Origin of the sequence: Burkholderia sp. BCC0398 (genome assembly GCF_902833245.1) — a bacterium.
Lineage (GTDB): Bacteria > Pseudomonadota > Gammaproteobacteria > Burkholderiales > Burkholderiaceae > Burkholderia > Burkholderia sola.
The window spans coordinates 379,470-401,144 of record NZ_CADFEM010000001.1; the positions used below are offsets into that span (position 1 = coordinate 379,470).

General features: G+C 61.6%; 21 protein-coding genes and 1 pseudogene. 1 reads left to right on the forward strand and 21 read right to left on the reverse strand.

Going from position 1 to position 21,675, the window contains the following annotated elements; all coding sequences use genetic code 11:
* Positions 1–4: 4 nt before the first annotated feature.
* From HWX76_RS01660 to HWX76_RS01700, 9 genes are all read right to left on the reverse strand, one after another.
* On the reverse strand, positions 5–301 hold the full coding sequence (locus tag HWX76_RS01660; protein ID WP_050011210.1) for a putative quinol monooxygenase: 297 nt from the start codon (positions 299–301) through the stop codon (positions 5–7).
* A gap of 54 nt (positions 302–355) precedes the next feature.
* Complete coding sequence (locus HWX76_RS01665; RefSeq protein WP_050011211.1) at positions 356–805, reverse strand: OsmC family protein; 450 nt, start codon at positions 803–805, stop codon at positions 356–358.
* A gap of 72 nt (positions 806–877) precedes the next feature.
* Positions 878–1,195, reverse strand: a complete 318-nt coding sequence (locus tag HWX76_RS01670) for a hypothetical protein (RefSeq protein ID WP_050011212.1) — start codon at positions 1,193–1,195, stop codon at positions 878–880.
* A 16-nt stretch (positions 1,196–1,211) separates the two neighbouring features.
* Positions 1,212–2,006, reverse strand: a complete 795-nt coding sequence (locus HWX76_RS01675) for a putative hydro-lyase (RefSeq protein ID WP_089489199.1) — start codon at positions 2,004–2,006, stop codon at positions 1,212–1,214.
* Positions 2,007–2,031: 25 nt separating this feature from the next.
* Positions 2,032–2,445 carry a heme-binding protein gene (locus HWX76_RS01680; RefSeq protein ID WP_050011214.1) on the reverse strand — a complete coding sequence of 138 codons (414 nt, stop codon included), beginning with the start codon at positions 2,443–2,445 and terminating at the stop codon, positions 2,032–2,034.
* A gap of 27 nt (positions 2,446–2,472) precedes the next feature.
* Positions 2,473–3,228, reverse strand: coding sequence for an SDR family NAD(P)-dependent oxidoreductase (locus HWX76_RS01685; RefSeq protein ID WP_050011215.1), 756 nt, complete (start codon positions 3,226–3,228; stop codon positions 2,473–2,475).
* Between the two features lie 77 nt (positions 3,229–3,305).
* On the reverse strand, positions 3,306–4,427 hold the full coding sequence (locus HWX76_RS01690; RefSeq protein WP_124630508.1) for an acetoin dehydrogenase dihydrolipoyllysine-residue acetyltransferase subunit: 1,122 nt from the start codon (positions 4,425–4,427) through the stop codon (positions 3,306–3,308).
* 6 nt (positions 4,428–4,433) lie between these two features.
* Positions 4,434–5,441: an alpha-ketoacid dehydrogenase subunit beta gene (locus HWX76_RS01695; protein WP_048985726.1), complete on the reverse strand. Its 1,008-nt coding sequence runs from the start codon at positions 5,439–5,441 to the stop codon at positions 4,434–4,436.
* Positions 5,442–5,453: 12 nt separating this feature from the next.
* Positions 5,454–6,431: a thiamine pyrophosphate-dependent dehydrogenase E1 component subunit alpha gene (locus HWX76_RS01700; RefSeq protein ID WP_050011217.1), complete on the reverse strand. Its 978-nt coding sequence runs from the start codon at positions 6,429–6,431 to the stop codon at positions 5,454–5,456.
* 504 nt (positions 6,432–6,935) lie between these two features.
* On the opposite strand from HWX76_RS01700, the gene HWX76_RS01705 reads away from it, so the two are divergent.
* Positions 6,936–7,874 (forward strand): LysR family transcriptional regulator, encoded by a 939-nt coding sequence (locus tag HWX76_RS01705; protein WP_208458923.1) that lies wholly within the window; start codon positions 6,936–6,938, stop codon positions 7,872–7,874.
* Positions 7,875–7,947: 73 nt separating this feature from the next.
* Here HWX76_RS01705 and HWX76_RS01710 read toward each other — a convergent pair whose 3' ends face one another.
* The 12 genes and pseudogenes from HWX76_RS01710 to ptsP form a co-directional block, all read right to left on the reverse strand.
* Positions 7,948–9,411, reverse strand: a complete 1,464-nt coding sequence (locus HWX76_RS01710) for an APC family permease (RefSeq protein WP_176015407.1) — start codon at positions 9,409–9,411, stop codon at positions 7,948–7,950.
* Positions 9,412–9,652: 241 nt separating this feature from the next.
* A pseudogene (gene lipA / locus HWX76_RS01715) lies at positions 9,653–10,591 on the reverse strand (lipoyl synthase); the annotation flags it as partial.
* A 47-nt stretch (positions 10,592–10,638) separates the two neighbouring features.
* Entirely contained in the window at positions 10,639–10,809 is a 171-nt protein-coding gene (locus HWX76_RS01720) for a hypothetical protein (RefSeq protein WP_160300487.1), read from the reverse strand.
* A gap of 130 nt (positions 10,810–10,939) precedes the next feature.
* Entirely contained in the window at positions 10,940–11,833 is an 894-nt protein-coding gene (locus HWX76_RS01725; protein ID WP_050011220.1) for a LysR family transcriptional regulator, read from the reverse strand.
* Between the two features lie 79 nt (positions 11,834–11,912).
* The gene (locus HWX76_RS01730) at positions 11,913–13,229 is read right to left on the reverse strand and encodes an MFS transporter (protein WP_200891608.1); all 1,317 of its coding nucleotides are present in this window, start codon (positions 13,227–13,229) and stop codon (positions 11,913–11,915) included.
* A gap of 70 nt (positions 13,230–13,299) precedes the next feature.
* A complete protein-coding gene (locus HWX76_RS01735) occupies positions 13,300–13,773 on the reverse strand; it encodes a RidA family protein (protein WP_050011221.1) in 474 nt (157 codons plus the stop codon).
* Complete coding sequence (locus HWX76_RS01740) at positions 13,770–14,837, reverse strand: DUF4392 domain-containing protein (protein WP_089489196.1); 1,068 nt, start codon at positions 14,835–14,837, stop codon at positions 13,770–13,772. Before HWX76_RS01740 ends, HWX76_RS01735 begins: the two co-directional genes overlap by 4 nt.
* Positions 14,838–14,888: 51 nt before the next feature.
* Positions 14,889–15,875, reverse strand: coding sequence for a threonine/serine dehydratase (locus HWX76_RS01745; protein WP_050011222.1), 987 nt, complete (start codon positions 15,873–15,875; stop codon positions 14,889–14,891).
* Positions 15,876–16,035: 160 nt separating this feature from the next.
* Complete coding sequence (locus HWX76_RS01750) at positions 16,036–17,325, reverse strand: MFS transporter (RefSeq protein WP_124630510.1); 1,290 nt, start codon at positions 17,323–17,325, stop codon at positions 16,036–16,038.
* 54 nt (positions 17,326–17,379) lie between these two features.
* Positions 17,380–18,810: an APC family permease gene (locus tag HWX76_RS01755; protein ID WP_160300488.1), complete on the reverse strand. Its 1,431-nt coding sequence runs from the start codon at positions 18,808–18,810 to the stop codon at positions 17,380–17,382.
* Between the two features lie 332 nt (positions 18,811–19,142).
* Complete coding sequence (locus HWX76_RS01760; protein WP_124630511.1) at positions 19,143–19,445, reverse strand: hypothetical protein; 303 nt, start codon at positions 19,443–19,445, stop codon at positions 19,143–19,145.
* 205 nt (positions 19,446–19,650) lie between these two features.
* On the reverse strand, positions 19,651–21,627 hold the full coding sequence (ptsP, locus tag HWX76_RS01765; RefSeq protein WP_080334128.1) for a phosphoenolpyruvate--protein phosphotransferase: 1,977 nt from the start codon (positions 21,625–21,627) through the stop codon (positions 19,651–19,653).
* Between the last annotated feature and the right edge of the window lie 48 nt (positions 21,628–21,675).

Below are 21,675 nucleotides of genomic sequence, written 5' to 3' on the forward strand. Positions count from 1 at the left end.
GGATTCACGCGATTTTCCGGAACTTGCTGAGCGAGACGGATTCGATCCATTGTCCCGCCCGTGCGCCGAACGCCTTCGCGAACTCGGTATTCGAATGGGTTTCGAGGGCGGCTTCGTCTTCCCAGACTTCATAGAAAACGAACTGCCCCGGCGTCTCGGTCGATTCGTGGAGATCGTATTGAATGAACCCCGGCTCCGTCTTCGCATACGGCACCAGCTCCTTCAATGCTTCGCGCAGCACGTCTTCGTTACCGGCTCGAGCCACGACGGTTGCGACCACGACCAGACCATCCTTCTTCATCTCACTCTCCTGTTTGCGGTTGTTGATTTGCTGCTGGCACTTCCCTGTCAGAACTCAGCCGAGTTCAATGTCCACTTTCGACTTGATCGAATTGGCGATGAAGCACCCCTTGTGGGCGCGGTGATGCAGTCGCTCCAGTTGCGCAAGGTTCGGCTGCTTTTCGGACCGGAACGTCACGCGCGGTCGAAGCACGATCTCGGATACCCAGTGAAATCCGTCAGCACTTTTCTCGACTTTCCCCACTGCGTTGTCGGAGTACGATTCGACCGCGTACCCGCTTCCCTCGCAGAGCGCAAGGAAGTACAGCATGTGGCAGCTCGCGAGCGCGTTGACGAGCAACTGCTCCGGGTCGGCCAGGCTTTCGTTCCCGAGATAATCGGGAGCCGCAGAGACAGGGATCGTCACCGTCGGGCTGATGATCGCGCGGTGGTCCCGGCTATAGGTCCCTTCTCGCTCGTGGTGCTTATCGACAGTCCATTCCAGTCGGACTCCATGCTCGGACATCGGCTTCTCCCGGCGAGCTTCCTCGCCAATCAGTCATTTCCATTGCGGACAAGCTTCGACGGCCTTGCCGCTTCATTCCGTCACAATATATTTGTTCGTACTCTTTATCGATTTGACGGTACCGGATTTCGCAATCGAAACCCATTCGCTCCAGCACGTATGTGCATCATCGGCACGAATGCGCAACGCACGGGAGCCGTCGCGGAATATCAGCCATTCGATCTCGCGAGGAACCTCGGAACCGGCGTCCTGCACGGCCAGACGCTCGATCCGGTGAGAAAAATCGAGCAACCCTTCGCGCAACACGTCAAGGTGTTGCATGCCACATTCGTCCGACGCCTGCGACGTTCCGCGATTGAGCAGCTTCGCGGCGATTTCTGCATCGAACATTGCAACGACTCCTGGCTCATACGGCCGCGGTGTGCGCCGGCAAATCGGTGACGAGCATGTATCCCGGTTCATGCGTGATCGCAAAATCCGGCTTCGCCGCCTGAAGAGCCATCTGCGGCGTGACCCCACAAGCCCAGAAACCGAGGATGTCACCGTCCTCGATCACCGGCGGATCGCCAAACTCCGGCCGGGTTACGTCGCGAATCCCGATGACCGCCGGGTCACCGATATGAACCGGTGCACCGTGCGCGAGCGGAAACCGTTCCGACAGCACGATCGCCTGGATTGCATCTGCGGGCTTGAACGCGCGCATCGACACGACCATCGGGCCATGAAACGGCCCCGCGGCCGCCGTCTGGATGTTCGTCACGTACATCGGTACGTTCCGGTTCGCACTGATGTGGCGAATGTCGATCCCCGCCTGCAGAATCGCGCTCTCGAACGAGAACGAGCAACCGAGCGCAAACGTCACGAGATCGTCACGCCACAGATCGACCAGATCGTCGACCGTATCGGTGTGAACCCCGTTCCGGTACACGCGGTAGCGGGGCACGTCGGTCCGAATGTCGATCGCGCCCAGTCCATCCAGCCCCGGGTTGCCGGGCTGCCCGACTCCCACCAGCGGACAGCTCTTGGGGTTGATTCGGCAAAACTCGCGAAAATCATCTGCGTACATCTTCGGCAGAATTGCCAGATTTGCCTGCATGAAGCCATCGGCGTATCCCGTCGTCGGCGCACGCAGCTTGCCGTCGCGAATCAGCAGCCGAACCTGGTCGGCCGACATCGTCCGCGTACCTGCAGTCGATTCCATTGAAAGTACCCTTGCAGGAAGATGTTCAGTTCTCGCCGAGCGCAGCAACCATCGCACGCGCAATCGCCACGTCCGCTTCCTCCGGACCACCCGACACGCCTACCCCACCGATGACCTCGTCGCCGTGCTTCACCGGCAGGCCGCCGCCGAACACGACCAGCGGGCGGGACGCCGCGCGCTCGAGCCCGTAGAGCTCGGCTCCGGGCTGGACGAAATTCATCCAGTAATCGGTAGGGAACCGCAGTGCTGCGGCGGTATACGCCTTGTTGTGCGCAATTTCGATCGTGCCGAACGCCGCGTCGTTCACGCGTGTGAACGCAACAAGGTGGCCGCCCGCATCCACGATCGACAACGACGAGCGCTGCGCCAGTTCGTTCGCCTTCGCGACGCCCGCTTCGATCGCCCGCCGTGCGGCTTCATTTGTGATCTGCTTGCTCATTGGTTTCTTCCCGATTCTGCACGGCAGTCAGTTGTACGCGCCGCCATCGACATTGATTGCCTGCGCGGTGACGTAAGACGACTCGTCCGATGCGAGGTAGACAAACAGCGGCGCGACCTCGTCCGGCGTCGCCTGTCGGCCAAGGGGGATAGCCGTCCGAACCGCCGACTCCTGCTTGTCGCGGCCACCCATGAAATCGATCACCGGTTGATTGAACGGCGTATCGATCCAGCCGGGACACACGGCATTGACACGCACGCCGTCCGGCGCGAGCTCGATTGCAAGCGTGGTCGTCAGACCGATGATGGCCGCCTTGGACGCCGAGTAGCATGCGAGGCCGGTGCCGCCGCGCTTGCCCGCGAGCGACGACATCATCACGATCGACGACTTCTGCGCGGCTCTCAGGTGACGGAGCGACTCGCGCGCGAAAATGAAGTTGGCCCGCACGTTGATCCCGAAGACCTTGTCCCAGCTCTCGGTGCTGAACTGCTCGATCCGCCCGGAGAGCTGGACGCCGGCATTCAGACACAACGTGTCGATGCCGCGCATCCATTCCGACGACTTCTCGATGACGGCCTTGATCTCGTCTTCGCTCGAGATGTCGGTTCGAAAAAAACGCACCTTATCGCCGAACCGGGATTCGAGCGCGCGGCCCTTGACCTCATCGATATCGACGACCGATACGGTCGCACCTTCGGCAACGAACGACTCCAGAATGGCGAGACCGATATTGGCAACGCCGCCGGTCAGAAGTACCCGCTTGCCTGTCAAACGTCCTGACATGACTGTTTCCTCAAGATCACTGCGCCGATAACCGCTTCACATCGCCGAATTGGCGTCCCGCCGCCCGGCACGAGCGGTTATCGGGCGCGACGGATGTTCTCCAGCAGCGCATCGTTCACAACAGACGCTGCCTCCATTTGCGGCATATGGCCGACGTCCGGAATCACGCGCAACTGCACCGTGGACGGCAGGTCGTTGGCCTGCGCGACCGGAATGATGGCGTCGCGCTCGCCCCAGAGCAGCATCACGGGGCAGGTGAGTCCAGCCAGCATCGCACCGATCGTCTGAACCTGGCCGTTTTCGTCGGCAATGGTGTCGGCGATCGCGGACAGCGCCTCCTGGACGCCTTCCAGCCGCTTGAACTGAAGCGTGCCCTCGACCATTTCGCTCGTGATCTTCGACGGATCGGCAAACAGCTTCTCCAGCGCGGCCTGAAGCGGACGGCGGCGCTCCGCGGCGACGAATTCGGTCACGAACGAGCGGTTGATCTCCTTGCCCAGACCGATTGGCGCGATGAGCGTCACCGATGCGACACGCGACGGGTTGGCGGCCGCGAAGGCCGCGGCGATCGCGCCGCCGAACGAGTGACCGACCAGGTGCAGTTTCCCGGACGTGATCGCGCTCGCCGCTTCCTCGACCGCCATAGTGATCTTTTTGATCACGCCACCACCGGTAATCGGCGTCGACGCGCCGTGCCCGGGAAGGTCCACCGCGATCGTCCGGAACTGCTCGGCGAGCGTGCCCTGGTTGAACAGCCAGGTCGACAGGTCACCGCCGAAGCCGTGAATGAACAACACGGTTTCGTTGCTTTCGGGGCCGAGCTCCAGCACGTTCACGCTGCCGCCGGACACGGCGACCGCCTTCGGTGCGACCACACCACCCGCCTCGCCGTCGTCCGCATTCAGGCGATGCGCGTAGCTTGCGACGAGCGCGTCGATTTCCTCCTCGGTCGCCGCTTCATCGGCGATGACGCCGATCAGCGCGCCGACCGGCGCGATTTCGCCCTCGTCGATGACGATGCGCCGCAGGATCCCGGACACGGTCGCCTCCACCACGTTGTTGACCTTCGTGGACTCGACCTCGAGGAGTTCCTGGCCGCGTTCGACCTTGTCTCCCTCCTTCGCGTGCCATTCGAGCACGGTGCCTTCGGTCATCGTCATCCCCCACTTGGGGATGGTGACGGCTTCAATGAACGACATGATTGATTACCCCTTCAGAATCGACTTGACGGCATTCACGACGGCTTCCGGCGACGGCACGTACGCGTCTTCCAGGTTCGGTGCATACGGCACCGGCGTGTGCGGCGCCGTCACGAGCCGGATCGGCCCCTTCAGCGAGTCGAAGCACTTGTCGGCCAGCAGCGCGGAGATATCCGTCGCGACGCTGCAGCGTGGATTCGCCTCATCGACGATCACGACCCGTCCGATGTCCTCGGTGTACTCGAGCAGCGTGTCCTCGTCGAGCGGCGACGTCGTGCGCGGATCGATGATGCATGCCGACACGCCGTCCGCCGCGAGAAGGCGAGCGGCCGTCTCCGCCACGCCGACCATGCGGCCGAGCGCAACGATCAGCACGTCTTTCCCGTCCCGCACCACCCGCGCCTCGCCGAACGGAATCGTGTATGCGCCGTCGGGCACTTCGCCCACGGTGTCGTACAGCATCTTGTTTTCGAGGAAGATCACCGGATCGTCGTCGCGGATCGCCTGGAGCAGCAGGCCTTTCGCGTCGTACGGATTCGACGGGATCACGACCTTGAGGCCGGGAATGTGCGTGAAGATCGGATAGAACGCCTGCGTGTGCTGCGCGGCCGAGCGCGTGCCGGCCCCGTACGTCGCGCGAATCACGAGCGGCGTCTTGGCACGGCCGCCGAACATGTACCGGAACTTCGCGATCTGATTCATGATCTGGTCGAGACATACGCCGGCGAAGTCGACGAACATCAGTTCGGCGATCGGACGCAAACCCGTGAGGGCCGCCCCGGCGGCCGCGCCAACGAATGCGGCCTCGCTGATCGGCGTATCGCGAATGCGCTCGGGGCCGTAGGCGTCGAGCAGCCCGCGCGTCACGCCGAAAGCACCGCCCCACGCATCCTTGACGCCGTTGGCGCCCGCGCCGCCGGTCAGATCCTCACCCATCATGATCACGCGCGGATCACGCGCCATCTCCGAGTGCAGCGCGTCATTCAGCGCTTGACGGAACGATTTCTTTGCCATTGCTGTGGGTCCTTACAGATACTTCACGTAAACGTCGGCGGTCAGTGCCGAAAGCGGCGGGAACGGGGCTGCGCGCGCAGCACTCACGGCGGCGTCGATCTCGGTCTCGATCTGCGCATCGACCGCGTCCAGCTCGCCGCTGGCCACTTGCGATCCTTCCTGCACCTGCCTGCGGAAATTGGCGACGCAATCGCGCTCCTGGCGCATGGCCTTCTTTTCTTCCGGCGTGCGATAGTTGTCGGGGTCTCCGCTGTAGTGACCGTAGTAGCGCGGCACGTGAATCTGCAGCAGGCTCGGGCCGCCGCCATTGCGGGCACGATCGATCGCCTGGCCGGCGGCCTCGTAGACCGCGAACAAGTCGGTGCCGTCGACTTCCGCAGCGGGAATGTCGTAGCTCTGCGCGCGCCGCGTGAAGCTGCCGGCCGAGACGAACGAATTTGCCGTCGCTTCGCCGAAGCCGTTGTCCTCGATCACGAAGACGATCGGAAGCATCCAGATCTTCGCGAGGTTGAAGCTCTCCGACATCACGCCTTCGTTCATCGCACCGTCACCCGCGAACGCAACCGCCACGCCACCGGTGCCGAGCAACTTCGCCGTGAGCGCGGCGCCGCACGTGATCGGCGCGCCGCCGGCCACGATGCCGTTCGCGCCCAGCATCCCCTTGCGCAGATCGGCGATGTGCTGCGAGCCGCCTTTGCCGCCGCACGTTCCCGTCGCACGCCCAAACAGCTCGGCCATCATTGCGCCGATATCGCATCCCTTGGCAATGCTGTGACCATGCCCGCGATGGGTCGACGAAATGTAGTCCTTGTCCGTCAGGTGCAGGCACACGCCGACGGCGCTCGCCTCCTGCCCGGCACAAAGATGGGTGTTGCCCGGAATGTCGCCGGTCGCCATCTCGTCCATCACGCGCTCCTCGAAGCGGCGAATCGTTCGCATGGCGCGATAAGCGTCCACGAGCCGCTCACTGGGAAACTTCAAGGCGGACATTCCAATCTCCTTAATTTAAATGGTGTGCGTGGCTGTGCGCTTCGACGCGACACACTCGACCGTGTTGCAAATCCGGCTCGCCCCACGAATATCGCGACAGCAGTGCCGACATGCCATTTCAATCGTCACCGTTCAATTTCGTCCGGTCCAATTGTGATTGGCGATTTCGCGCGATCACCGATTCTTATCAGTGCGTGAGCGCCAGTCCGCACCCCGATCATGAATTCACGTCGACACTCGAACCGTGCGATCGCGATCGATCATCGACTGCTCGCTTCAACCGCCACGAATGCACTTTTCGTTTCAGCGTTGTTGAAATTCTAGTGATGCGCCTGATGAGGTTCGTCCACCTAAAGGTGGAGAAAGAAATCGCAGCGCGTCCGCTTTCCCCGGGAATCGGGTGTTCTATGTTGAGCACTCCACCCTTCGTCGCTATGATCGATCGAACCTTCCCCGCACCGGGGATATGCGTCGCCTCGTCCGATCGCCGGTCGACATTCGGATATGCGCGATCGAATCGCTTTTCCCCACGCGGGTGGAGTTCGCCACATGATCGATCTTCGAAACCTGGAGACCTTTTACGCCGTCGCCCAACTAGGGGGATTTCACCGTGCCGCGGAAAGGTTGCACACGACACAGCCCGCTGTATCCGCGCGCATCGCGCAACTCGAACAGCAACTGAAGGGACGCCTGTTCGAGCGAGACAAGCGGGGTTGCTTCCTGACCATCAAGGGCAGGCAACTGCTCGTCTACGCGGAACAAATGATTTCGCTGAGCGCCGAAATGGTCGAGGCAGTTGCTGGCCGGACGGCCCTGGGAGGGACGGTTCAGCTCGGCGCGTCCGACACGATCGTGCACACATGGCTGTCCGCGCTGCTCAAGCGGCTCAGCATCGAATACCCGGAGATCACGCTCGAGGTCAATGTCGACGCCACGCCGAACCTGACCGCGGGGCTCGCCGACGGCACGATCGACGTCGCGCTCCTGATGGGCCCCGTGAACGCGAGCAACGCGGAGAATCTGCCGTTGTGCAGCTATCCGATCAGCTGGATCGTCTCGTCGGATTTTGAATGCGACACGGCTCACCTCACGCTGAGCGATCTTGCGCGGCATCCGATCATCACGTTCTCGAGATCGACACGTCCGTACATGCAGCTAAAGGAGATGTTCGATCGGTCGCATCTGCATCACGTGAGAATCTTCGGCAACTCGTCGCTGTCGTCGATCGTCCGGATGACGCTCGACGGCATCGGCATCGCGGCGATTCCACACCACGTCGTGGCCGAGCATCTGGGGAGCGGCCGGCTGCGCCGAATCGACACCGGCCACGAGATGCCGGTGATGCCGTTCACCGCCAGTTTTGTCCGCCGCGTCGACATGCCGCTGAGTGCGATCGTTGCCGGGCTCGCGCAAAACGTCGCCGCGCATTACGAAGGGCGCTAGGCGCCACGCCGCGCTTGCTTGGCGCAAGCGCAAAAAAAGCCAGGACTCGGCGAGTCCTGGCTTGTCGTCATCGTCAACCGTTCTGGCTGCGTCCCAGGCATTCGAAGACCTCGGGGCGCCGGTGCTTGAAGTATTGGGCAAGTGCCATGCCCGCGACCTGCACGCCGATCAGGCAGTAGAACATCCACACGTACTGCCCGGGGTCACCGCCCGCAAGCACGTCGAAGTGTGCGGCCACGAGATAAACCAGCGCGATGAAGAATACTGACGAAATCGCCGGTGCCAGAAACGACTTGGCGAAACTCACGCCCTGTTGCCTGCCTCGGCGAACGTACCAGAGCAGCGACGAGATGTTGACGATGGTCATAAGAATGATGATGCCCGACGTTCCGACTCCGGAGAGCTGCCCGTAAAGCAGATCGGGCTTGGCGCCCATCAGAATGAACGGCAACAGCACGCACAGCACCATGACCGAGACAGTCATCGAGGCAAGATACGGAGACTCGTGCTTCGCGTGCACCTTTCCGAGGAAGCGGGGCAGCGCGCCGTCCGTTCCCAGGTTGTGCATATAGCGCGAAAGCACGTTCTGCGTGGACAGGCTCGCCGCGAACGCCGACGTCATCACCAGCACCGAAACGATCAGGTGCAGGCCAGGGCTCACGAATTTCGCGAAGGCGTCAGGGAACATCGCCGCGGGCGTCTTGGCCGCGATCGACTGAACCTGCGGCCCGTAAGCCATGATCATCGCATACGCACACAGCGTGTAGATCACGCCGATGAAGATGACGGCACCATAGGTCGCACGCGGAATCGTCCGGTCCGGCATCTTCACCTCGTCGCGAAACAAGGCGGTCGCCTCGAACCCCATGAAGAACGACACGGTGAACAGCATGCAGAACGGCACGTTGGTACTGTTCGCCAGTTGGCTCGGCATGAACGGAGCGGATGCGGAAACACCCGGCACGCCACCTTTTGCCAGCACACCGAACGAAAATACCAGACAGACGACGATCTCGAGAATCATCACCCACGTCAGCACCTTCGCGGACAGCTCGACATGAAGATATCCCAGCATCGAGACCACCAGCCAGCACGCGAGCGTCGGCCAGTACCACGGAATCGCCATGCCGGTCATGTCGTGCACGAGATCCGAGCACGAGACGCCGAAGAACGACGTGACGCCGGCGAGGAGCAGGAAGTACGAAACCGCCGCGAGTATGCCGGAGCCGAGGCCGGTCGACTTTCCGATGCCATAGCTGATGAACGCATAGAAGTCGCCCGGGCGCTTCACGATATTGTTGAGCGTCACATAGCCGACGGAAAACAGCAGCAATACCAACGTCGTCAGTACGAATATCACGGGGCTGCCGACTCCGCCGAACATCAGCGCGAACGGGATGTAACCCGACACGGTCGTCAACGGCGCCGAGAATGCCAGCACGGTGAGCGCCAGACCGACGGCGCCCATGCTGCCCGACAGCTTCTTATGTGGAGGCGTTTCTATTTGCACGTCTTCCACACTCAGTTTCATATCCATCTCCGCCTCCATCTCCTTACGCCTCCAACATATCGTCAGCATGATCGAACTTTCGCCGCATCGCGCCGCGATCGTTCATGTGTCTGAGCACCATTCATCGGTTTCGAGCCTGTACGGTACTCAGTTCGGTTCAGTTCGGTCCGTATCGCCGCCATCGTCGGCCGCCAAATTGATCGGGTCCAATTGCTGTTGGCGATGTTTTTTGATAATCGCGTTTTATCACGCGCACCGGCTTTGCCCCTCACGCAACGCCGGCCCCATGCGCCTGCAGATCGGCGTGATAGCTCGAGCGCACCATCGCGCCAACGGCCGCGTGCGTAAAGCCCATCTTGTACGCCTCTTCCTCGTACATCTTGAACGTATCCGGATGCACGTAAGCACGCACCGGCAGGTGGTGCTCGGACGGTTGCAGGTACTGGCCGATCGTCAGCATGTCGACGTCGTGAGCGCGCAGGTCGCGCATCACCCGCAGGATTTCCTCTTCGGTCTCGCCGAGGCCGACCATCAGGCCCGACTTCGTCGCGACGTCCGGATGCTGCGCCTTGAAGTCCGTCAGCAGCTTCAGCGAGTGCGCGTAGTCCGAACCCGGACGCGCTTCCTTGTACAGGCGCGGCACCGTTTCGAGGTTGTGGTTCATCACGTCGGGCGGCGCCGCGTTCAGGATCGAGATCGCGCGATCGAGACGGCCGCGGAAGTCCGGCGTCAGGATCTCGATGCGCGTTTCCGGCGACTGCTCGCGCACTTCGCGGATGCACTCGACGAAGTGAGCGGCGCCACCGTCGCGCAGGTCGTCGCGGTCGACGCTCGTGATCACCACGTACTTGAGCTTAAGCGCCGCGATCGTGCGCGCGAGGTTCTTCGGCTCGTCCGCGTCGAGCGGATCGGGACGGCCGTGGCCGACGTCGCAGAACGGGCAGCGGCGCGTGCACTTGTCGCCCATGATCATGAACGTCGCGGTGCCCTTGCCGAAGCATTCGCCGATGTTCGGGCAGCTCGCTTCCTCGCACACGGTGTGCAGGTTGTGCTCGCGCAGGATCGTCTTGATCTCGAAAAAGCGCGTGTTGGGCGTCGCGACTTTGGCGCGGATCCATCGTGGCTTGCTAAGCGGCTCGATCGGGACGATTTTGATCGGAATGCGCGCCGTTTTCGCGTGCGCCTTCTGTTTTTCCGATGCGTCGTAGCGCACCGTCGGGTTTGTCGAGGTCGTCCGCTTCTCGCTCACATCGGTCATTTGCGCCCTCCTATCCGGCGCTCTTGCGAAAACCGGTGGTCAACAGCCTGTTTGTCGGTCGAAATGATCGCCATGCCGCTCTTCCCTGAAGCCCTGTCGAAAGCGCGCAACGTGCGCATCGCGTCAAGCCGGACGGTGATATCGCATGTGCCGGCAATCGATTTCATTCTAGAAATGACGCGTGTATCCCTCGTCCACCCAAAGGATGATAAAAATCGCCAAACTTCGTCAGGCAGGAGGGCTCACCACGATGCGAACCCATTAATCGCGACCACCGCCGCGCATCGGGATACGCGTTTACCCGGACGTCGGCTTGGCTGCGACGAGCGCCAATCCGGTCAGGATTTCGTAGATGCGAACGTCGAGTCCGCGGGCGTATGCCGCACTGAATACGAAATCGTCGAGCGTGAGCGTTGATTCCTTTACGACGAGTGAGCCCACCTCGATTTCGTGCCGCGCGACTGCGCCTGGCATCACGGCAATGCCGATCCTGTCGACCGCCATCTTCACGATCGTCGACAGGGACCCGTTCGCGAAAATGCGCGGAGAAGGCTTGTCCCGCGTCGCAATGGCGTCCCTCAGCGTGATGTACGGATGCGTCCGCTTCGGCAGCGTGATGATCGGGAAGCGCGCCAGGGTCTCTGGCGTCAAAGGGCTGTCGCCGACATCGAGGTCAGGGGACACGAGGAAGTCGACCGGATATCTGCACAAGGGTGCTTCGACAAAATCGGGATCCACCACGGGCCCGGCCAACAGAAACGCCATGTCGATCTCGCCGGACCTAAGCCCGTCTCGAAGCGCCGGTGTGATGTCGACCACGATGTCGATGACGATACCCGGATGTTCGCGATGCACACGCTCAATGAACTCGGTGAGCCACATATGAACGATCGTTTCGGCGACGCCCAGACGAACCACACCGGACAGCGTCTGAGGGCTTGCGATCGCCGAAATCAGTTCGGACTCGAGCGCCAGGAACCGCTCCGCATATTCCAGTAGAGTCCGGCCGCAGGGTGTCAACCGGATTGTACGTGCCGCGCGTTCGAACAGCAGCACACCCAGATCGTCCTCCAGGCCGGAAATCCGGTGCGACACCGCGGATTGCGTCGTGTGCAGCTTGGTCGCCGCCTTATGAAAGCTGTTGAGCGTTGCGACCCAGTAGAAGGTTTCGAGGCTTTTCAGATTGATCATCTGTTCTGTTCACGTCGAACATAAAGAATATTGCCGGCCCGCAATCGTTCAGACGCAACAGGATCAGTGGCCGTCGACCTCAGCGATTGACGAGCTTCTTGGGAAGGCACAAAGTCAGCGTCACGCCGATTGCAGCCATCAACGAAATAAAGAAAACGCCGTAATCGGTGCTCCCGGTCATGTCCTTGACGACGCCCACGACATAGGGGCTGACGAACCCGCCCAATCCGCCGACGCAGTTGATGAAGGCAACACCGGCGGCCATGCCGATCCCAGTCAGAAACAGTCCAGGAATCGAGAACAGCATCGACGTCGTACTGTACGCACCCACGGCTGCGACACACAACGCCACCAATGCAACGGCCGGCGCGCCACGGGTGAATACACTGGCGACGAGCCCCGCGATCACGCACAAGAACGGCACGACGAGATGCCAGCGGCGTTCGCGAAGTTTATCGGAGCTTCGACCAATCAGATACATCCCGACGAACGCCGCACTGAACGGCAACGACGTGTAGAATCCGATACGCAAGACGTCACCTGGCGCAAGCTGTGCGACCAGCGTCGGCAACCAGAACGAAACGCCGTACGAACAGATCGCCGAGCAGAAGCAGATGAGTGTCATGTGCCAGACCTTGCGGTTCGTCACCGTCTGCCTCAAGTTCATCCCGGCGCAGTGTCCGTCTATCGCTCGACGATCCGCCTCCAGTTCGCGCTCGATGACACGCCTGTCACGATCCCGCAACCAGCGAGCAGACTCGGGACCATCGTCGAGAAACACGAGCGTCAGCAGACCGAGCACAAACGACGGAACTGCCTCGATGACAAAGAGCCATTGCCAGCCGGCCAATCCATGTGCTCCCTCGAGCGCCGACATGATCGCACCCGATACCGGCGCCCCGATCATGCCGGACAAAGGCACCGCGCCGACGAACAGCGCCACCATCTTCGCGCGGCGTGCGGATGGAAACCAGTACGTCAAGTACAGAATGATGCCGGGATAAAAGCCTGCCTCGGCCACGCCAAGCAGAAAGCGAAGAACGTAGAACTGAACAGGCGTCGATACGAACGCAAAGGCCGCGGAAATCATTGCCCAGAGGATCATGATGCGCGAGATGGTTCTTTTCGCGCCGATCTTCGCCATCAGCACGTTGCTCGGCACCTCGAACAGGAAGTAGCCGATGAAGAACAGACCGGCCCCCAGCCCGTACGCCGCGTCCGTCAACCCGAGATCCGACAGCATCCGCAGCTTCGCGAAGCCAATGTTGATGCGATCGAGATATGCAGTGACATAGCACAGCATCAGGAAAGGCATGATCCGGAGGGCGACCGTCCGGTACGTACCTTCGGAATGCATATCACCGCGGACCGGATCAACAGCTGAATCGTATTGCATGATCACCTCTACCCCTTAAGATTTCGTGCCGTCTTGGTCGACTCGTGACAAGGCCGCCCATACGCTGTCCTCAAACGACCTCTACGGTGGCTTCTACTTCCACCGCCATGCCGGACGGCAAGGCGGTGGCGCCGGTCGCAATGCGTGCGTGCCGCCCTGCTTCGCCAAGGACGGCGAAGAACAGGTCCGAAGCGCCATTCAGCACGGTCGCATGGTCGGTAAAGTCCGCGTCGCACCGCACGACGCCAGCGACGCGAACGATGCGAACGACGCGCGAAAAATCCCCGTCCAGCATGCGTCCGATGTGGCTCAGGATATTGAGGGCGCAGAGCTGGGCCGCGCGCTGCCCGTCATCCACACTGAGGTCGGCGCCCACTCTTCCTGCGTAGAGAAGCTTACCGTTCAGGCGCGGCCCCTGGCCGGCGATCTGAAGGTAGTTTCCCGACCGCACTGCAGGCAGATAACTACCGCGCGGCACGCTCGCAGGCGGCAGTTCGAGGCCCAGTTCGGCGAGGCGCGCGTCAATCGTGGTCTTGTCCGTCATTTCAATTGCCTCCAGTCGCCACGTTCCCCCTGCCAGTTGATCGAGTCGCCCAGCGTGCGTCGAACACTCGCGCGAAGCGTACGAAGCAAGCCTTCCCATTCGAGCGCGCTGATGCCATCCACGGCGGGCTCGGGGGCCATGAACATGCCGTCCACACCACCCGAATTGACGCAGCATTCGATGCAGCGAATCTCGAGTTCGGGATCGTGAAACACGACAGGGTTCTCCAGCAGCGCCGAAAGCGCCGCGATGATGCCCGTTGCACCCCAGTTCGACACGTTCGCGACGACGAGGTGATCAGCTGCATTGACCGCCGCAACGCCTCCACGCCCAGCAACACCGGTTGACGCGGCCTTCGGCGAAAACGCGGGCAGATCTGCCGCGATTACCCCCATGCCGAGTTCGTTACCCCCATCGCCCACGCCGATATGCAGGATGCCGCGCTCCTTGCCTTGATAAAACAGGTAATCAAGGTCAGCGACGAGTCCGTCGAGCGGACGGCCGCCCAGCCCGTGGTAGAGTCCTAGCGCGTTGCAACCGGGGCGCTCGATCGAAATCATCACGCTGGGCCGGGTGCGCTCGAGCAGATCATCACAAACACGACGACTGCCGTCCTTGTCCTTGGGGACTGTCCGGATGTAGACGGGCCGCAAGTACTCGATCCGTTTCACCACGCCATCATCCGGGAACGGCATCGGTGCCAGCCCTGCGCCGCGGCAGGTCTGCACCATCATCTCCTCCCAGTCTTCGTCGATCACGACGACGGTCGGCACCCCCAGGCCGAGGAAAAATGCGCGCGCCATCAGCGCAGCGCCCACCGGACCATCGGTTTCGGGTGCACCGCCGCCCTCAGGGAATCCCGTGGCGATGAGCACCGGGCCGCCTTGTCGCCTTACCACCTCGACAATTCGTTCGGCCGCGCCCATGCATGCGAATCCGGGTTGTCGCTTCTGCAGCGCCTCGTAGATGTTGCCGATGAGCCCGACACCCGTGTAGTCGAGCGTCATGAATTCGTCGATCGTGCGCGCAACGCGTTGATACTGTTTGCTGTCTTGCTGCAGCATGACAATTACCTCCTGGCAGAAATGCGCTCTGGGTAGATGAATGCCGGATGATCAGGCCAACGCACTGACGAAGATGTCGTGGTCCACGTTACCGCCGCTCAGTACCAGCACGACGGTCTTTCCGGCTATGGCGAGCTTCCCGGCAAGTACCGCCGCGAGCGGTACTGCGCCACCGGGCTCCACGACGAGCTTCAGTGTCTCGAACGCCACGCGCATCGCCCGACGCACCTCGTCATCGTCGACGACGAGACTTCCGGCCAGCAGCCTCTTGTTGATCGGGAACGTCAGCTTGCCGGGAGATGCGACCTGCAGAGCGTCGCAGATGGATCTGGCGCCCGCGGCATTGGTAACTTGCTCGCCCTTCGCAAGCGATCGTGCGTGATCGTCGAACCCCTTGGGCTCGACAGCGTAGAGGCGCGCTTGCCTGCAATACGCGTTGATCGCCGTCGCGACCCCAGCGACCAGTCCCCCACCGCTGGCGGCCGCAAGAACCACATCAGGGACCACGGACAGGGCCTGAGTTTGCTGCACGATCTCGAGACCGACGGTGCCCTGTCCGGCCATCACCTGACGATCGTCGTAGGGGGGAACGGTCACCGCGCCGGTGCGCTCCGCGATATCCCGGCCGATTGCTTCCCGGTCGTCCGTTTGTCGGTCATAGAGACGCACGGTCGCACCGTAGGCCCGTGCGCCTTCGATTTTTGCCTTGGGTGCGTCCGCCGGCATGATGATGGTGGCCGGCATGCCGAACCGCGCGCAAACCGCCGAGATCGCCAGCGCGTGATTTCCCGACGAGAAGGCGACGACGCCGCGCGGCCGCAGGGCTGCCGGAATTTGCAGCACGCGATTGCACGCGCCCCGGAACTTGAAGGACCCCGTCTTCTGAAGGCTTTCCGCCTTGACGAGCACACGGGCCCCTGTCGCACGGTTGAGCACCTCGCTCTCGAGCAGAGGTGTTCGCACGACGAACGGCAGGATGCGCACAGAGGCGGCTTCGATGTCGGCGACCGAGAAATCGCCGGATGAGAGATCGGTCATGGCATTCGCTCACGGTGAAAGACGTCAGCGCATTACATCAACCTCGACCGATTCAATCCAATGAAGAACAAAAATGATCACTGATCGAAATTCGTAATCGATTGACAACGCATGCCGGGCGTTCAATCGCGCGCCTCGACGCATTCGCGGCGCGCATGCGTCACGACTCGATCTTTCGGCCGCCGAACGCGGCGAGCAGCAGCAACCCGGCGAGCAACGCAAATGCAAGATGCAAACCGATCGCATGCGCAAAGAAGCCGACAATTGCCGGTCCGACCAGATTGCCGCCGTAGCCTAATGTCGTGATCGACGAAATTGCGGCAGAAGGATCCATTGCCGTTTGCCGCCCGGCAGCGGCGAACAGGATGGGTACGATGTTCGCGCACCCGGCCCCGCATACGGCAAACCCGACGATCGCGCCCGTGCCCGATGGCGAAACGATCGCGATGCACATCCCGACCGCGCCGAGGCTCCCGCCCGATACAATCATTGCGCGCGAACCGAATCGGGTAATCAACATGTCGCCGAAGAGTCGACCGATCGCCATCGTCATCGCGAACGCGGTGTATCCGAAGCCCGCGCGGTCCTGCGCATAATTCTTCACCGATGTCAGGAACAGCGCGCTCCAGTCGAGCATCGCGCCTTCGACGAGAAAACATCCGATCGCAATGGCGCCCATCAGGACCACGATCCCCTGCGGCAAGATCAACGCCGACGCCGTGCGCTCGCCGGGCCCCGCCGACTCCAGGTATCGCGCGTAACGAAACATGAGCACGGCGATGACGGCGACCATCGCACCCGCTACCCCAAGCGGATTCGCGCCGGCCGACAGCAGCGATCCGCCGACCAGCGAGCCCGCGATTCCGCCGACGCTGAACAGGCCGTGGAAGCCGGACATGAGTTGCTCGCCGCTTTGCCGCTCGATGAGCGTGGCCTGGATGTTCATCGCGACGTCGACGAATCCCAGGCCGGCGCCGAAGATCAACAGCGTGATCGCCATCGCGGGCATGCCGGACAGCGTCGCCAGGAGCGGAAGCGATGCGCAGATCATCGCGGCGCCCGCGCCGATGACCTTGCGGCAACCGAATCGCTCAACCGCGCGCTGACAGAGCGGCATGCATCCGACGGCGCCGATTCCCAGGAACAGCAGCAGGAAGCCGAATTTCGCTTCGTCGACGTCAAGCCGCGCCTTCGCATACGGCACCAGCGGCGCCCACGTCGCGACGCTGATTCCGGCGAGAAAGAATGATGCGCGTGTTGCAGCCCGCTTGTTGCTTTCGCTTGCAGTCTCGACGACCATGGTTTGGGATGTGTCCGACAACTCGGACATCTTCTGGATGAACGGATGATCCGGTCGTGACGTGTCCGCACCGGCCGTGACTGGCAGCCGGGCGCATCTGATGCAACGAGCCGGAAAATAAAAAAAGATCCCGAAAGTGCTCGGGATCAAAGGAGAAACGACCCGGGATGAGGCTGAACGTGTCCGCCCCGGTCGCTCAACGATTCAGTCCTTGTGGCTGCGGCCGAGTCTTTCGAAAATTTCCGGGCGCAGGTACTTGAAGTATTGTGCCAGTGCGATGCCGACGAGCAGCACACCAATCAGGCAGTAGAACATCCACACGTACTGCCCCGGATCGCCACCTGCCAGAACATCGAAGTGCTGCGCGATCAGCACGACGAGCGCGATGAAGAACACCGAGGAAATGGCGGGCGCGACCGCCGACTTGAAGAAGCTGACGCCCTGGTGTCTGCCGCTCCGGCCGTACCATACCAGCGACGAGATGCTGACGATGGCCATCAGAACGACGATCCCCGACGTACCAACTCCGGAGAGTTGCCCGTACAGCAGATCGGGCTTGGCGCCCATCGCGATGAAGGGGATCAGCACACAGAGCACCATCACCGACACCGTGATCGACGCGAGATAGGGCGACTCGTGCTTCGGATGAACCTTGCCGAGGAATCGCGGCAGCGCGCCGTCGGTGCCGAGGTTGTGCATGTAGCGGGCCAGCACGTTCTGCGTGGACAGCGCCGATGCGAACGCCGACGTCAGCACCAGCAGCGAGATCACGACATGGAGACGGCCGCTGACGAACTTCGAGAATGCGTCGGGAAACATTGCGGCAGGGGTCTTGGTAGCGATGTCCTGGACATGCGACCCATAGGCCATGATCAGCGCATACGCACAAATGGTATAGACGACGCCGATGAAGATGACCGCACCATACGTGGCTACCGGAATCGTCCGGTCGGGCATCCGGACTTCATCCCGGAACAGCGCGGTCGCCTCGAATCCCATGAAGAAACCGACGATGAACAGTACCGAGAACGGCACGCTCGCGCTCTTCGACAACTGGCTCGGCGCAAACGGCGCGGTTGCCGAGATGTCTGCCGCCCCGCCCTTCGCCAGCACGAAGAACGAGAAGATGAGACATACCGCGATCTCGAGCAGCATGATCCACGTCAGCACCTTCGCCGACAACTCGACATGCAGGTAGCTGAGGATCCCGCACGCCATCCAGCATGCGATCGTCGGGATGTACCACGGGAGCACGGCGCCGGTCGTTTCATGAAGGAGATCGGAACAGGACACGCCGAAGAACGACGTCACCCCGGCGAGCAGCAGAAAATACGACACCGCCGCGAGGATGCCCGAGCCGAGGCCTGTCGACTTCCCGATGCCGAAACTGACGAATGCGTAGAAGTCGCCCGGGCGCTTGACGATGTTGTTGAGCGTCACGTAGCCGACGGAAAAGAACAGCAGAACGATCGTAACGACGACGAACAGGATCGGACTGCTGACGCCTCCGAACATCAGCGCGAACGGGATGTAACCGGACACCGTTGTCAAAGGTGCCGAGAACGCGAGCACCATCAGCGCCAGGCCGATCGGCCCCATGTTTCCGGATAACTTTTTGGGTGCAGATTCGCTCATGCGAATCTCTTGCATGTTCATCTCCATCTCCGTCCCACCTCCGTCATTATGTGAATCTTCGCCATACGAAAACACTGGGAAATGCAGCAACGACTGGTATTTGTCGGTTTATTTCGCTACATTTGTCTCACGATTTCGCTTCAAGAAGCTCTTTGTTCACGGCAAGTGAAACGATCGTCCACCTCCAAATTGAAGCGGTCCAATTGCGATTCGCGATTTGCGCTGATCGCCAAAATTTATCAACGCGACAGTAGGCCGGCCCTGCGTCCGATACTTGGCCACGCCGTTCGTCGCAATCGCCGTGAATCTGTTGCGCATGCCGTCACCCGCTGTCAGACAGGGCTGTAGCGATGGCAACCATCCGGGAGGTAATACAAGGCAAAATGACGATCAGGGATCACGCGGACATCGCCCGGGATGCCTGACTGAAACGCGGCTGGGGTGAGAGACCGCACGCGCCGGACGCTGGAAAACCGATTCAGCGCGACGAGCAGCCTCGCGGCTCGTCGCGCGTTCTTGATACACACGCCCGACTGGACGAGCCGTGGAAGGAAACCAGGCAATTTTGGAGAAAGCTCGACGGCTTTCGGGTGTGAAGGCTGCGCGTGTTCGAGAAGACCGGACGGCAGTTCCATCCGGTAAAATCGCCTCCTCGAATCGCGCCGTGTCGGCCGGTAAGCAGCTCGGGAGGCATAGCGAAATTGCCCGACAAGACCGGATACCTGCGCGGCGAGACAGATCGCCCGCCCCTCCGTGTATCAAGCCGGCCCCGCGAAGCAGTGGCAAATACGAATCTTGTGGATCGTCGATGCCACGCCCCTGTCGTTTCCCGATCGGAAATCAGATTTCCGTCACGAGTTTCTTTGCGCGCAGTACCGAGTTGGGACTCATACTGAGTTCGTCGACTCCGAGGTTCACGAGCACCGGAATCATGTTTGGCCGAGACGCAGCTTCCCCACACACGCCGACACTGATGTGCGCCCGCTTCGCCGCGTCGCATACCATCTTGATCGCCTGAATGACAGCCGGGTGCTCGGTCTTGTAGAGCGAGGCAAGGCTGGGATTCATGCGATCGACGGCCATGATGTATTGCGTAAGGTCGTTGGTACCGATCGAGAAGAACTCGACCTCCTGCGCCAGTAAATCGGCAGTGAGAACCGCAGCCGGCGTCTCGATCATGATGCCGAGCTTTGGAACTGCAAACGGCACCCCCGCGTCGGTGAGTTCCGCAGCGATGCGCTCGATGATCGCCTTCGTACGGCGAACCTCGTCGACATCGTCGACCATCGGCAACATCACGCAGATGTTTCCGTGCGCGGTGGCACGCAGTAGCGCTCGCAGTTGCGGCTCGAACACTTCGGGGCTGTCAAGACACATCCGGATGCCTCGCCACCCCAGAAATGGATTCTCCTCCTTCGGGAAGCGAATGCCCGGCAGCGGCTTGTCGCCGCCAGCATCGAGCGTCCGAATGACGACAGGCCACGGGTGAAAGCGCTGTGCGAGCGTGGCATAAACTTCGTATTGCTCGTCCTCCGTAGGCACGCGCTGATGGTCCATGAACAAAAGCTCGGTACGGAATAGTCCCACGCCCATCGCGCCGGCTTGCAGGGCCGAGTCAAGTTCCGACAGAGAACCCATGTTCGCGGCGATCAGTATCTTGCGTCCGTCGCGCGTGGAGGGCTCGACGTCCCGGTAAGCAAGGAGCGCCGATTGCTGTTCGCGCTGCGCGTCGATACGGCGCGACAGTTCCTTTTCATGCGCGTCGGAATGGTCGAGCCAGACCTCCCCGGTCGTACCGTCAATCGATATACGTTTGACGGATCGCAGCCTGTCCTTGTCGATCGGCAGACCTAGAACTGCCGGAATGCCGTGCGAGCGCGCGATGATCGCGACATGAGACGTCGCACTGCCGGATGTGCAGACGATCCCGAGGATATTGGCGAGGTTCGCGCGCGCAAGATCCGGCGCGGACAGTTCTTCGGCAAGGATGATGCTCGGTACGTCGAGTTCTCGCAGCGACTTCTGCTGCTTGCCAAGAAGCACGGCCACGATCTCGCGCGTCAGGCCGCGAATGTCGTCGGCGCGGCTGCGAAGATACTCGTCCGTCATCGATTCGAACGCGAACGCCAGATCCTGCCCGCATTTCAGCGTAGCCGCTGCCGCGCTCCACCGCGTTGCGATGAGCTCGCGGATCGTGCCCGCATAGTCGTCGCTCCTTGCGACATCGGCGATCGCCTCGATGATCTCGTTTCCCATCGTCCCGTCGCCCGGCTCGAGCATCGCAGCCAAAGTGGACTCGAGCGTCGCGGTGAATCGCATGACCTCGTCTGCTACCTCGTGTTCCGACACGAACTGGCGATCGACCATGAGCTCGTCACGAACATACGCGAGCGCACTGCCAAATGCCAAGCCTTCACTCGCCGGAACACCTCTCAGTGCGCCCGGAGATTCAGCATCGTCGGCGGATCGCACCACAGCCGTGTGTTCGAACGCTCGCGGAGCCGTCGCTGAGCCGTCCGACCCGCGATGGCCGTCTGGCACGGTGGCGCCCTGCACGATTGCGCTGACATTCGACAGAAATTGCGTCAACCTGTCGAGCGCCTCGCATTCGTCTTCGCCGTCCGCTCGGAGAAGTATCTGCTCGTCCTGCTTCACACCTAGCAACATGAGCTTCACAGCGCTCTTCGCGTCCGCCCATGCATCGCCTCTCCCGATTTTCAGCGCGCTATTGAACTCCTTCGCGAGCTTGGCGAATTGCGTCGCGGGGCGTGCGTGCAGACCCTCGTGTACCTTGACAACAACCTGAGTTTCCAACATGACGATGCCTTTTCGTATTCCGTGGATGACGATTGACGTCGGCGCGAT

Coding starts and splice junctions, on each gene's coding strand:
- HWX76_RS01660 (WP_050011210.1), bottom strand. CDS start 301: ATGAAGAAGGATGGTCTGGTCGTGGTCGCAACCGTCGTGGCTCGAGCC.
- HWX76_RS01665 (WP_050011211.1), bottom strand. CDS start 805: ATGTCCGAGCATGGAGTCCGACTGGAATGGACTGTCGATAAGCACCAC.
- HWX76_RS01670 (WP_050011212.1), bottom strand. CDS start 1,195: ATGTTCGATGCAGAAATCGCCGCGAAGCTGCTCAATCGCGGAACGTCG.
- HWX76_RS01675 (WP_089489199.1), bottom strand. CDS start 2,006: ATGGAATCGACTGCAGGTACGCGGACGATGTCGGCCGACCAGGTTCGG.
- HWX76_RS01680 (WP_050011214.1), bottom strand. CDS start 2,445: ATGAGCAAGCAGATCACAAATGAAGCCGCACGGCGGGCGATCGAAGCG.
- HWX76_RS01685 (WP_050011215.1), bottom strand. CDS start 3,228: ATGTCAGGACGTTTGACAGGCAAGCGGGTACTTCTGACCGGCGGCGTT.
- HWX76_RS01690 (WP_124630508.1), bottom strand. CDS start 4,427: ATGTCGTTCATTGAAGCCGTCACCATCCCCAAGTGGGGGATGACGATG.
- HWX76_RS01695 (WP_048985726.1), bottom strand. CDS start 5,441: ATGGCAAAGAAATCGTTCCGTCAAGCGCTGAATGACGCGCTGCACTCG.
- HWX76_RS01700 (WP_050011217.1), bottom strand. CDS start 6,431: ATGTCCGCCTTGAAGTTTCCCAGTGAGCGGCTCGTGGACGCTTATCGC.
- HWX76_RS01705 (WP_208458923.1), top strand. CDS start 6,936: ATGCGCGATCGAATCGCTTTTCCCCACGCGGGTGGAGTTCGCCACATG.
- HWX76_RS01710 (WP_176015407.1), bottom strand. CDS start 9,411: ATGGATATGAAACTGAGTGTGGAAGACGTGCAAATAGAAACGCCTCCA.
- HWX76_RS01720 (WP_160300487.1), bottom strand. CDS start 10,809: ATGAAATCGATTGCCGGCACATGCGATATCACCGTCCGGCTTGACGCG.
- HWX76_RS01725 (WP_050011220.1), bottom strand. CDS start 11,833: ATGATCAATCTGAAAAGCCTCGAAACCTTCTACTGGGTCGCAACGCTC.
- HWX76_RS01730 (WP_200891608.1), bottom strand. CDS start 13,229: ATGCAATACGATTCAGCTGTTGATCCGGTCCGCGGTGATATGCATTCC.
- HWX76_RS01735 (WP_050011221.1), bottom strand. CDS start 13,773: ATGACGGACAAGACCACGATTGACGCGCGCCTCGCCGAACTGGGCCTC.
- HWX76_RS01740 (WP_089489196.1), bottom strand. CDS start 14,837: ATGCTGCAGCAAGACAGCAAACAGTATCAACGCGTTGCGCGCACGATC.
- HWX76_RS01745 (WP_050011222.1), bottom strand. CDS start 15,875: ATGACCGATCTCTCATCCGGCGATTTCTCGGTCGCCGACATCGAAGCC.
- HWX76_RS01755 (WP_160300488.1), bottom strand. CDS start 18,810: ATGAGCGAATCTGCACCCAAAAAGTTATCCGGAAACATGGGGCCGATC.
- HWX76_RS01760 (WP_124630511.1), bottom strand. CDS start 19,445: ATGGAACTGCCGTCCGGTCTTCTCGAACACGCGCAGCCTTCACACCCG.
- ptsP (WP_080334128.1), bottom strand. CDS start 21,627: ATGTTGGAAACTCAGGTTGTTGTCAAGGTACACGAGGGTCTGCACGCA.